The 11,650-nt window shown below is 44.2% G+C and carries 11 protein-coding genes; 8 read left to right on the top strand and 3 right to left on the bottom strand.

Features of this window, described 5'->3' with window-relative positions; all coding sequences use genetic code 11:
• Positions 1–67: 67 nt before the first annotated feature.
• The 5 genes from MHH89_RS18315 (at position 68) to MHH89_RS18295 (ending at position 4,302) form a co-directional block, all read left to right on the top strand.
• Positions 68–934 (top strand): CheR family methyltransferase, encoded by an 867-nt coding sequence (locus MHH89_RS18315; RefSeq protein ID WP_051491113.1) that lies wholly within the window; start codon positions 68–70, stop codon positions 932–934.
• A gap of 21 nt (positions 935–955) precedes the next feature.
• Positions 956–2,626 carry a response regulator gene (locus MHH89_RS18310; RefSeq protein WP_076128677.1) on the top strand — a complete coding sequence of 557 codons (1,671 nt, stop codon included), beginning with the start codon at positions 956–958 and terminating at the stop codon, positions 2,624–2,626.
• A 96-nt stretch (positions 2,627–2,722) separates the two neighbouring features.
• Positions 2,723–3,061 (top strand): STAS domain-containing protein, encoded by a 339-nt coding sequence (locus MHH89_RS18305; RefSeq protein ID WP_076128675.1) that lies wholly within the window; start codon positions 2,723–2,725, stop codon positions 3,059–3,061.
• 18 nt (positions 3,062–3,079) lie between these two features.
• Positions 3,080–3,535, top strand: a complete 456-nt coding sequence (rsbW, locus tag MHH89_RS18300) for an anti-sigma B factor RsbW (RefSeq protein WP_341087787.1) — start codon at positions 3,080–3,082, stop codon at positions 3,533–3,535.
• On the top strand, positions 3,532–4,302 hold the full coding sequence (locus MHH89_RS18295; RefSeq protein WP_076128673.1) for a sigma-70 family RNA polymerase sigma factor: 771 nt from the start codon (positions 3,532–3,534) through the stop codon (positions 4,300–4,302). The genes rsbW and MHH89_RS18295 overlap by 4 nt, the downstream gene beginning before the upstream one ends.
• Before the next feature lie 189 nt (positions 4,303–4,491).
• Here the strand turns inward: MHH89_RS18295 and MHH89_RS18290 are convergent, their stop codons facing one another.
• The 3 genes from MHH89_RS18290 to MHH89_RS18280 all read right to left on the bottom strand — a co-directional run bounded on the left by MHH89_RS18290 (position 4,492) and on the right by MHH89_RS18280 (position 7,490).
• A complete protein-coding gene (locus MHH89_RS18290; RefSeq protein WP_036680215.1) occupies positions 4,492–4,824 on the bottom strand; it encodes a DUF5665 domain-containing protein in 333 nt (110 codons plus the stop codon).
• Between the two features lie 148 nt (positions 4,825–4,972).
• Positions 4,973–5,470, bottom strand: coding sequence for a YtxH domain-containing protein (locus MHH89_RS18285; protein WP_076128671.1), 498 nt, complete (start codon positions 5,468–5,470; stop codon positions 4,973–4,975).
• 253 nt (positions 5,471–5,723) lie between these two features.
• Positions 5,724–7,490: a glycoside hydrolase family 13 protein gene (locus MHH89_RS18280; RefSeq protein WP_341087783.1), complete on the bottom strand. Its 1,767-nt coding sequence runs from the start codon at positions 7,488–7,490 to the stop codon at positions 5,724–5,726.
• 446 nt (positions 7,491–7,936) lie between these two features.
• Between MHH89_RS18280 and MHH89_RS18275 the strand changes: the two genes are divergently transcribed.
• The 3 genes from MHH89_RS18275 to MHH89_RS18265 are packed head-to-tail and all read left to right on the top strand — an operon-like array spanning position 7,937 to position 11,445.
• The gene (locus MHH89_RS18275) at positions 7,937–9,286 is read left to right on the top strand and encodes a sugar ABC transporter substrate-binding protein (protein ID WP_339188527.1); all 1,350 of its coding nucleotides are present in this window, start codon (positions 7,937–7,939) and stop codon (positions 9,284–9,286) included.
• A gap of 18 nt (positions 9,287–9,304) precedes the next feature.
• Positions 9,305–10,612 carry a carbohydrate ABC transporter permease gene (locus MHH89_RS18270; RefSeq protein ID WP_076128669.1) on the top strand — a complete coding sequence of 436 codons (1,308 nt, stop codon included), beginning with the start codon at positions 9,305–9,307 and terminating at the stop codon, positions 10,610–10,612.
• Positions 10,609–11,445 carry a sugar ABC transporter permease gene (locus tag MHH89_RS18265; protein ID WP_076128667.1) on the top strand — a complete coding sequence of 279 codons (837 nt, stop codon included), beginning with the start codon at positions 10,609–10,611 and terminating at the stop codon, positions 11,443–11,445. The genes MHH89_RS18270 and MHH89_RS18265 overlap by 4 nt, the downstream gene beginning before the upstream one ends.
• Positions 11,446–11,650: the final 205 nt, after the last annotated feature.

Genomic DNA, 11,650 nt, shown 5'->3' with positions numbered 1-11,650 from the left:
GGTAATACCTTTTTAAGAACTAACATGACTAGAATTACGGTGTGTTAATAAGGGAGTCGGGATAACAATGAAAGCGATAGAACACGGATATGAGGAGCAGCCCGTTATGGTAGGAAGTGACGAGTTGGAGCAAATTGAGATCGAGCTGCTCCTTGATGGAGTACACCGTTTATATGGATATGATTTCCGGAATTATGCGTTGCCTTCTTTGAAGCGACGTATCTGGCATCATGTGCATGCGGAGAATGTACACAGCATATCCGCGCTGCAAGAAAAGGTGCTGCATGATCGTGCCTGTTTTGAACGATTTGTCTATAGTCTCTCCATTCCGGTTACCGAAATGTTTAGGGACCCGGGGTTATTTTTAACGTTTCGCCAGAAGGTAGTTCCGTTGTTGAGGACTTATCCCTATATTCGTATCTGGCATGCTGGATGCTCCACTGGTGAAGAAGTATACTCTATGGCCATCCTGCTTCATGAAGAAGGGCTTTACGATAAGGCTCGGATTTATGCCACAGATATGAATGAGCGTTCTTTACAGCAGGCTAAGGAAGGCGTCTATGATATTAGCAGAATGAAGCAATACACTAAGAATTATTTGGAGGCGGGAGGTACCCGGGCATTCTCTGAATACTATACAGCGAAGTATAACTCGGTTATTTTACAGCCATATTTACGCAAAAACATTATATTCGCTGAGCATAACTTGGCTACAGATACTTCTTTTAATGAGTTTAATGTTATTTTCTGCCGCAATGTGATGATCTATTTCAATGATGAGCTGCGGGATCATGTTCACGGCTTGTTTCATGAAAGTTTAAGTCGTTTTGGAATACTTGTTCTAGGCTCTAAAGAATCCATTCACTTTACGAAGTACAGCGATTGTTATGAGTCTTTGGACAGAGTAGAAAAAATATACCGTAACATAAAATAACGCATGAAGGAGGGTGGTCCTATGGGGTTTCAAGAACCAATTCATATACTACTAGTAGATGACCGTCCTGAAAATCTGCTGGCGCTGGAGGCGGTACTTGAAAGCCAGCATTATGAGCTAGTCAAAGCCACCTCCGGCGAAGAAGCGCTGCGGTGTTTGTTAAGGTATGATTTTGCTGTCATCGTACTGGACGTGCAGATGCCAGGTATGGATGGGATCGAGACCGCAAAGTTGATTAAAGCCAGAGAAAAAACAAAGGAAATTCCGATTATCTTTATCTCTGCGAATAGTAAGGAAGCGGAGCATTTATTCGCGGGCTATTCTGCAGGGGCTATTGATTATATGGTCAAGCCCTTCATTCCACAAATTCTGAAGTCTAAGATACAAGGTTTTGTCGAGATGTATATTACGAGCAAGAAGCATCAGACTCAGACCATGCTGCTGCAGCAAAAGACGAAAGAACTGGAAATCATAAATAGTGAGCTCGTAAAGGCTAAGGAAGAGGCGGAGATCGCCTCCAAAGCGAAGTCGGAATTTCTGGCTATGATGAGTCATGAGATTCGTACACCAATGAATGGCGTAGTGGGTATGATTGATTTATTAATGGAGACTGACCTTGCTCCTGAGCAGAAGGAGTATTCCGAGATCATTCGGAAAAGTGCAGACACGTTGATTACGGTGATAAACGATATTCTTGATTTCACCAAAATGGAATCCGGTAAAATGGAAATCGAAGAGCAGCTGTTCGAACTTCGCACATGTATTCAAGAGGTGTTCAGCCTCTTTTCGGTGGAAGCGGGAAAAAAGAACCTGGAGCTTGCTTATTTTATCGATCAGAAGTTGCCTAGACTTTTATATGGAGATATGGCCCGTTTACGCCAAGTATTAATTAATCTGATTGCTAACGCAGTTAAATTTACGAATCAAGGCGGTGTCTATTTAGTCGCTTCCATCAAAGAAACATCTGGGAACAAGGTAGAAGTCGAGTTCACGATCATGGATACAGGGATTGGTATTTCTCCAGAGAAATGCGACCGATTGTTCCAACCGTTCTCACAGCTGGATTCTTCAATGACACGGAAATACGGGGGAACAGGGCTTGGTTTAGCCATATGTAAATCCCTTGTAGGCATGATGGGCGGAGAAATACGGGTAGAATCCATGGAGCAAAAAGGAGCTACCTTTATTTTTACGATACAAGCATCCGTACCTGGAGAAGATTTGACAGGAGGTTATCAAGAAGAGGAATCGCCTCATCTTCTTCTTAATCAGGAGAGCAGAAGCCGAATCCTTGTTGTAGATGACCATCCTATCAATCAGCGTCTGATGGTTAGCATGCTAGATAAGCTCGGCTATGAAGCTGATATGGCTGAGGACGGGAAACAGGCTGTGCAAATGGCGCTTAAGCAGCCCTATGATTTTATCTTTATGGATCTCCAAATGCCAGTAATGGATGGCCTGGAGGCAACCGCTCAAATCCGTCGAGAAGGCGGTCCGGCGGCTGAGAAGACTATTATTATTGCAATGACTGCGAATGTCATGGATGGCATCCAGAATCGCTGTAAAGCCTCAGGAATGGATGACTATATCAGCAAGCCACTTAAGATGAGTAGTATTAAGCAGATTATCTCTCGGTATTCTAGCAGCGATAATCGGATGGTTGAAACAGATACATCTATTTTTCAGGCGTAACCCAAGATTTACTAGTTTATATTTTAATGTTATTTGTTTCAAAGGTAGGACTATGAGGTTATTAATATAGAAAATATTTATCAGGAGAGATCGTCTATGAACACGCATAAAAGTAATAAGTTTCACGCTAAGACAGAGACAAAAGAAAGTGTATGTACGGTTTTCCTGAATGGTGAACTTGATCTATCCGTGGCTTCCGATTTCCGTTTGGTAATGGAGCCGCTTGTAGGTGATACGAAGCATGATTTAGTAATAAATCTTAAAGAATTAAAATACATCGATAGCACGGGTATTGGTATTCTACTTTCGATCCTGAAATCAAGACAAGGTATGGACGTTAAGTTTATGGTTGAGGATGTTCCTCCCCAAATTCAGAAGCTGTTTGACATGACTGGTATTACCAAGTTTTTTGCCTCCCAAGAGAATTCCCACTAGGAAAGGATAGAACAAAGAATGAGTGATGATGTGCAAAAAGTAATTCTTCAGCTGCCGGCTAGCGCAGAGTATGTGGATATTGTTAGGTTGAATTTATATGGTATTGCTTCAAAAATGGGCTTCACCTACGAAGATATTGAAGATATGAAGGTAGCTGTATCAGAGGCGTGTAACAACTCAGTATTGTACGCCTATGGACAACAAGACGGAATGGTTGATGTAATCTTTGAGGTGGGTGAAAGTGCCCTATCCATTACAGTCAAAGACGAGGGGGAGAGCTTTGACGGTTTGGAAGACTCGTCCAGTGAGCGTATAACACTGCATGATAAAGAGTTAAGTGACGTTCAGGTCGGCGGTTTAGGGTTCTACTTAATGCAAGCGTTGATGGATGACGTGAGCGTCGTAAGTGAGGCCGGAAGAGGGACGGTAGTAACTTTGAAGAAGCACCTTAACTTTAGCGAGGAAAAGGTATGAGTGATAAGGTGACTCCCCCCGAGTCCATGAATGAAGCAGTCACCCAAATTTGGGAATATCAGCAGACTAAGGATAATGAACGCGCAACAGTGCTGATTAAGAAATATGAGCCTATGGTAAAAATGGCTGCTGGAAAAATTTCTCGCAACCGCCCCGACTTGTATGAGGATTTATATCAGGTCGGGCAAATGGCGCTCATCCGGTTATTACAGCAATATGATATTAGCCTTGGAATCCCTTTTGAGCCCTATGCGATGAAAAGCATGATTGGACATATGAAGAATTTCCTACGTGATAAATCTTGGTACATACAGGTACCTAGACGGATAAAAGAAAAGGGAGCACTTGTTCAACACGCGATTGACGAACTAACAGTAAAGCTGGAACGTTCGCCTGCGGTGGATGAGATTGCTCATTATCTTGATTTGTCTGTTGAAGAAACTGTAGAAGTACTGGCGGGCAGAGAATGTTATCATTACGTCTCCCTAGACTCGCCCCTTTCTCAAGAGGAGACAGGAGCCACACTAGGCGAGCTGATCAGCTCTGACGCAAATGATTACGAGACCGTAGAGAAACGTATGGATTTGCAGCAAGCACTAGGTCAATTGAAGGAACAGGAGCAGCAGGTGCTGCTGTTAGCGTTCCAAGATGGACAATCCCAGCGGGCGATCGCCCAGAAGCTGGGGGTATCACAGATGAGCGTTTCACGCATACAGAAGCGGGCCACTGAGAAGTTAAAGCAGATTATGGCCAACTCTTCCTATTGAGTTCCTGTATGGGTAATATACATTTTCGACGATAAGGACATGCCTCTCTCCGCTGACTGGAGACCCGCATGTCCTTTATTTGTATACTGTTGTAGACTTATTCCCCCGCTTGTCCGTCCAACCTAGAGGATTAGACGGACAAGCGGGGGAAGCGGTCGATAGTTGGGGAATAGATTGATAGTCTTGCGGTTAGCTATTAGCATCAATGTATTTTTTAATTTCGCCAAGATACTCTCCGATTACTGGAACATTAAGAAAAAGACTAAGAATGTAGCCTAATAAACCAAGGACTACAAATGTTCCGAGAGATAGTCCAAGTCCCCGAGATATACCGGCCATCAGGTTTGTGATGATTCTTTTTTTCGGATCTGAATAGTTGTCGAGAATGTCTTTGAATTCTGATTTTTCCAGTGAGTGAGCGATCTTATCAAGACGACTGTTTAAGCGTTTCACTTCATGTCGCAACTCGAAAGGATGTTCATCAATTTCATAAGGTTTTGTTTGGTTATTTGAATCTGCCATGCGCCATCCCTGCTTTCTATAGCCCGAACGGGCATTAATTAAATGTCTAGTTGTATCTGCTGATGTGAATAAAGGTGTAACTAAACAACAGCCAGCTGCGGTCAGCTGGCTGTTGTTTGTTAAAGTGATAGCTGTATGATGCCGCAGATTAGTAATTGGATTTATAGGAGGATTTTACATCCTCTTTCGCATCCTTAGCCTGATTGGCAACCTCTTTAGAGGATGCTTTAGCTTCATCAGCTACGTCTTTAGAGGCGTCTTTAACATCCGAGCTTACATTGCTTGAGGCTTCACTTACAGTGTCACCAATTTTACTTCCAGCCTCTTGAAGAGTGGCGGCAATTTGTTGTTTGCTGTCACTGACAGTGGTATAGATATCAGAAGCTTTATCTGACACCGTACTAGCCAAATCGGTTGCTTTTTCGCCAACGGTTGTCGCAATAGCTTTGGTTTTGTCAGTTACGGCACCAGCAACTTCTTTGGTCTTGTCTGTAGCTTGAGAAAGTTTATCTGACAGATCACTGCGCATTTCACGACCAGGCTTTGGTGCAAATAGCAGGGCTGCTGCGGCACCAATTAAGCTACCAATAAAGATACCTTTTAATAAGCTGCTTCCGTTCTCTACTTCATGTTCTACGTTACTCATCACCAATCACTCCTTATAATTTATCTTACTTCGTATATAAACTTTGGCGTATGGGCTGAAACAGTTGAAGAGCAAGGGGGAGATTACGGGAGTTTAAGGGAGGATACGGTAACCTAGAGGGCTTTAGGTCATATAAACCGCCTTTTTAGGGCTTTATCAAGATTTGTTTATGCGCAAAAAGAAGGGCGAAGACAGGCTGTGATATGCAGCATATGTCTCCATCCTTCCACGATTGAATTTATAATGTTACGGATTAATCATTAACGGCTTGGAGTACCGCATAGCCGAATTCAGGCAGATTCAGATGCAGCTGGGATGTGGAGGTTTCAGTCCGCTTCTGCGTCTTTAGATTTACCCATATCGTGTCTGCTCCGGTTACAGGAATGATGACTTCGGCCATAACATCTTCATTGTTCAATACGATTATGAACCGGCTTTGTTTGTCCCACCGCTCATATACAAGCAGCTTTGGATAACCCGGAATCTCCAGCGCTTTAAATCCACTGCTCCGGAATGCGGGATGAGATTTACGAAGGCTGATCGTCCAGCGATAGTATTCGAACAATTCTTGATTCTGTTTCTGGGAGTCCCACTCCATACATTTTCGGTTGTCCGGATCGTATCCGCCATCCATTCCGATTTCATCGCCATAATAAATACAGGGTGCTCCCTGAAAGGTCATCTGGAACAAAACGGCCAGCTTTAACTTCCTGATGTCACCGCCGCAAAGTGTCAGGAAACGAACTGTATCATGGCTGTCTAGCAGATTAAAGGCGGCTTCCGTAATTTGTTGCGGATAATTCGCTAGCATTGTAGCAACCGACTGAGAGAATTGTGCAGCATTGATCTGTCCGTGAGCGAAAAAATTAATTTGAATATTCGTTAGCGGGTAATTCATAACGGCGTCAAATTGATCGCCAAGCAGCCACGGCAAGGAATCATGCATGATTTCTCCTACGAGATAGGCTTTTGGATTAATGCTTTTGATCGCACTGCAGAATTGCCGCCAGAACGAATGGGAGACTTCATTTGCGACATCAAGCCGCCAGCCGTCTATACCGATTTCCTCGATCCAATAGCGACCTGCATTCAGTAGATATTCTATGACTTCAGGATTCTCAGTGTTGAACTTAGGCATGATAGGCTCAAATGCAAAGGTGTCATAGGTGGGAATTCCGTCGATGACCTGTGGCGGCCACTCGCGTACATGGAACCAATCCGCATAACGTGAAGATTGCCCGTTCGCGAGCAGATCAACAAATGGCGGGAAGGTATGTCCGCAATGATTAAAGACACCGTCCAGGATGACACGGATGCCTTTGGAGTGACAGGAGTCCACAAGCTCTTTCAGCAATGTATTGGTGCCAAAATGAGGATCGACCAAATAATAATCTTTTGTATCGTATTTATGATTGGTGGTTGCCGCAAATAAAGGATTAAAATATATAGCATTGATGCCCAATTCACAGAGATAATCCAAATGATCTAGTACACCCTGTAAGTCCCCTCCGAAGAAATTCCGAGGACTCGGCGTGCCGCCCCATTCCAGTACATCTGTCGGATCATTGGTGGGATCCCCATTCGCGAAACGCTCCGGGAATATTTGATAAAATACTGCATCTTTCACCCACGATGGAGGGGAGTGGACATCTTCACGATTCAAAAATGGAAAGTCGAACAAGCCCTCATATACCACAGCAGGTGGCTCTGGATAAAAACCTTTTTCCAAAAAATAAAGAACTTCGTCTTTGTCATAAAGCGCAAAGTAATACGCGAGTCTGCGGTAAACGGGACGGACGGAGGCTTGCCAGTAATCGAACAAGCCGTCAGAAGCGAGGCGCTGCATTGGAATGACCTCATGCGTTTTGTCCCAGCCAAATTTATCTCCACAGAAAAGATCGATCTGTGATACGTTGTCCCGCTTAGTTCTTATGCGAATATGAAGTGTAGACTCATCGTAGGCATATGACCAATTTTGTCCCATACGGTGATAAACGGCTTCCGGTTGAATCATACTCATTTTCCATCCCTTCAGGCATGTAAACGCAAAAAAGGGCCAACCTCATGATTTTCAGAGGTTGAACCCTTGGCGGTTTCATTGCCTTTAAATTTGTCTGCATCTTACCATAACCCTCAAGAGCAAAGCAAGAGGTTATTTCACAAGAATTTACAATATGGAATTTTTAGTATGTGGTAGGGATAAAGAGAAAATAAAAGAAAAGAAAAGATAAACTTTGTTAAACCGTCTTTTTTGGACTTATACTCTGATTGCAATCAAAATTATGGATATTATAGAATGAGGGCGAACGAACTTGATTTTTCATAACACGCATTCAAATTAAAGGCACTGTTACCTGGAAAGGTACAACCTCGGCACTTTGTGCAAATGAGGTTGTACCTTTTTTATATGCTTTTTTTCAATGCGGGTTAGGTTTAATCACTCATGAACGAAGGGGAGATGAGCAAATGAAGAAGAGTAAACGTTCCAAAATGCAAGCGGTAACATTTAGTTTAGTCCTATGCCTGCTGTTAACTTTGACGGTCACCGCATGCGGTTCAGGCAATGGGAACTCCGCATCAAAGCCGAATTCGAGTCCGAATTCCGCAGTGAACGAGCCGGGGGGAACCACAAATGAGACAAATACTTCCGGAGAGAATACCACCGATGAGGAAATGAAACCAGAAGCAGGGGCCAAACTGATGGTCTGGGAAGCCAAGGAGCAGCTTGAGTACATGAAGCAGATTGCTGCTGATTTCGAAAAAGAATATGATGTTCCCGTCACAGTTGAGGAAATGGCAGGTGGTGATCAAGGCGCAAGACTGGCGACGGATGGTCCGTCTAAACTTGCTGCAGATGTGTTGACTCTGCCCCATGACCAGATCGGGCAAGCCGTAAAAGCAGGGCTGCTTTTGCCAAATGATGTTTTTGAGGAAGAAACCAAATCAACGATGGTGGCAACAGCCGTTCAGGCATCGTCTTATGATGGCATTCTTTACGGTTATCCTAAATCGGTAGAAACCTATGCGCTGTTCTACAACAAGGACCTGATTCCTGACGCTCCTAAAACGTGGGATGATGTGATTGCTTTTGCAGATACGTACAACAATCCGAAGGAAAACAAATTCGCAATCATGTGGGAATTCGTCGGATATTACAGCTATCCGTTTATTGGCAGCTTCGGCGGATATATTTACGGAGACAACAATACGAATTTCAAGGATATTGGATTGAACAATGAAGGCACTATCAAAGGGTTTACGTTTCTGCAGAGCCTCAAAAAAATTCTGCCTTTGAATGCAGGAGATATCACTTATGACGTGAAAACACAGTTGTTCCAAGAAGGTAAGCTGGCGATGAATATCGACGGGCCGTGGTCCATAGCGGCGTTTAAGGAAAATGTTAACCTGGGTGTGGCGCCTCTTCCAAAGGGACCTGACGGTCAAGACAGTCTTTCTTTCTCCGGGGTCAAATCGTATTATGTCAACTCATATACGGAATATCCGGTCGCAGGCCGTTTGTTCGCACATTTTGCAAGCAATAAGGAGAATCAGCTTAAGAATTTTGAGATGACGGGAGCGATTCCTGCGAGTATAGAGGCTGGAGAAGCGCCGGAAATCAAAGATGACCCTATTATTGGCGGATTCTTCGAGCAATTCCAAAATTCCGTTCCAATGCCTTCCGTTTCAGAAATTAAATCGGTCTGGGAACCCCTAAAAGCAGCGTTTGTGTCCCTGTGGAACGACTCAAATCTTGATGTTAAACAGACGCTAGATCAGACTGTAACCACGATTCAGGCCGATCTGGAGTCGAAGTAAAGGGCAGGTGATTTAACCATGAGGAAGAAAACAGGCGCAGCGCTACTCTCGGCTATTATTCCGGGACTGGGCCAGTTCTACAACCGGCAGTGGCTGAAAGGATTGGTATTCCTGCTGGTGGGGTCTGCTGGAATCTACTATATTGCTCATGATCTGATGGGACATTTGCATGGCTTAATTACGCTTGGTGAATTTCCAAGCCGTATGGTCAAGGTAGGCAAATTAACCCGGATGGTGGAAGGCGACCACTCCATTTTTATGATGATCAATGGTCTAATGGCATTGCTGGCTCTGCTCTTTTATACAGCTTTTCATTTACTGAACATCAGAGATGCATTCCTAGTTGGAGCTGCACGGGACCGGAAAGAGCCCATTCATTCATTCGCTGAATCGCTCAGAGCTATGGGGCGGAGGAATTTTGCCTATCTTGTCCTCGCGATTCCCTTTGTGGCCGTGGTTTTTCTGACGATATTACCACTTGTTTTTTCGGTGCTACTGGCGTTTACGAACTATGCCGACCCGATTTTACCGCCAGCACATCTGGTAGACTGGGTGGGCTTCGGTAATTTTAATAAAATGCTTAGTCTGGATGTCTGGAGTTCCACCTTTGGTGGAGTGCTGACTTGGACCTTGATCTGGGCGGTTATTGCTACTGCGACGACTTACATTGGAGGTGTGCTTATTGCAGTACTTATTCACCAGCCCCGTGTCCGCTGCAAAAAGCTTTGGCGCACACTTCTGATCGTTCCTTTCGCTATTCCCAATATGATTTCTCTGCTCGTCATGCGCAATATGTTCAATAATCAATTCGGACCGATCAATAGTTATTTAAGAGCCTTGGGACTGGAGGGTGTGGCCTGGCTAACCAATCCTTTCTGGGCTAAGGTCACTGTAATTCTGGCTAATATGTGGATCGGCATTCCGGTGACCATGATTCTGGCCTTTGGGGTGCTGACAACAATTCCGAAGGATATGTATGAAGCGGCAGAAGTAGACGGTGCTGGGTCATTTTATAAATTCCGCATGATTACGCTGCCCATGGTATTGTTCGCAACCGCACCTATCCTGATTATGCAGTTTGCCGGCAACATTAACAGCTTTAATGTCATTTATCTAATGACTAACGGAGAACCGGTTAATCCTAACTACCAGTACGCGGGCCACACTGACCTGCTGGTGACTTGGCTTTATAAACTGGCGCTGAACCAGTCACAGTACAGCTTTGCTTCTGTCATCGGGATTGTCATCTTCCTGATGGTCGCGACATTCTCCATCTGGAGCTACCGGCGGACGCGATCCTTTAAAGAGGAGGATATGATTGCATGAAGCTAAGACTGACGGAAGCGTTAAAAACGTTTGGAAGCCATTTATTGCTGATTGTGCTCAGTTTTATTAGTCTTTTCCCAGCTTTCTGGATTATTATGTCTTCGTTCAAAACAGGAAACAGTTTGTTCAGTGACTCATTGATTCCTAAGAATTTCACCTTTGTTCATTACAAGGAACTGTTTGAGCAAACTAAATATTTGCTATGGTTCATGAATACGCTAAAGATTGCGGCGTTGTCTACGCTGCTCGGCACCTTTTTGCTGCTGCTGACTTCGTACGCCATTTCTCGTTATCGATTTACGGGCAGAAAAACTACACTAACCACGCTCCTAGTTCTGCAGATGTTTCCGGGATTTATGGCTATGATTGCAGTTTACGTGCTGCTGAACACACTTGGGCTACTGAATTCTCATTGGGCACTTGTGCTCGTGTACAGCAGCGGTGCTATTATCACGAATGTTTTTGTGGCTAAAGGTTTTTTTGATACGATTCCTAAAAGCTTGGAAGATGCTGCGCGAATGGATGGGGCGAGTCATATGAAAGTATTTCTTTCTATCATGATCCCGTTATCTAAGCCGATGCTCACCTATGCCAGCCTTATGATTTTCAACGGCTGCTTTGTGGATTTTATATTCGCCGACCTTGTATTGCGTACGGAGGATACAAGAACGCTCGCCGTTGGGCTTTACCGGATGGTAAACCAAAGTAACTCAACCGAGTTTACGTTGTTCGCTGCCGGAGCGGTATTGGTCGCTCTCCCAGTCACGCTGCTGTTCATTTTCCTACAGCGTTTCTTGGTGGATGGCCTGACCGCAGGTGCAAGCAAAGGATAAGACGAACTGCGCTACCCTTGTGAGGCTACGCTGAATTCCATAAAAACCGCTTTCTACTCAGAGATCAAGGTTCTGAGAAGGAAGCGGTTTTTTATATTTTATCCGGTTTCTAAAATCTTCTTGGTGGGGACAGGATTGAAGAATAATGAAAATAGGAGTAGAATTCCTCATGGAACCAACACTTAAGGGAGTTTGTAGAGTACTC

Origin of the sequence: Paenibacillus sp. FSL H7-0323, from assembly GCF_038002725.1 — a bacterium.
GTDB classification, from domain to species: Bacteria; Bacillota; Bacilli; order Paenibacillales; family Paenibacillaceae; genus Paenibacillus_AQ; species Paenibacillus_AQ odorifer.
This window is presented reverse-complemented; position numbering and strand designations above follow the sequence as displayed.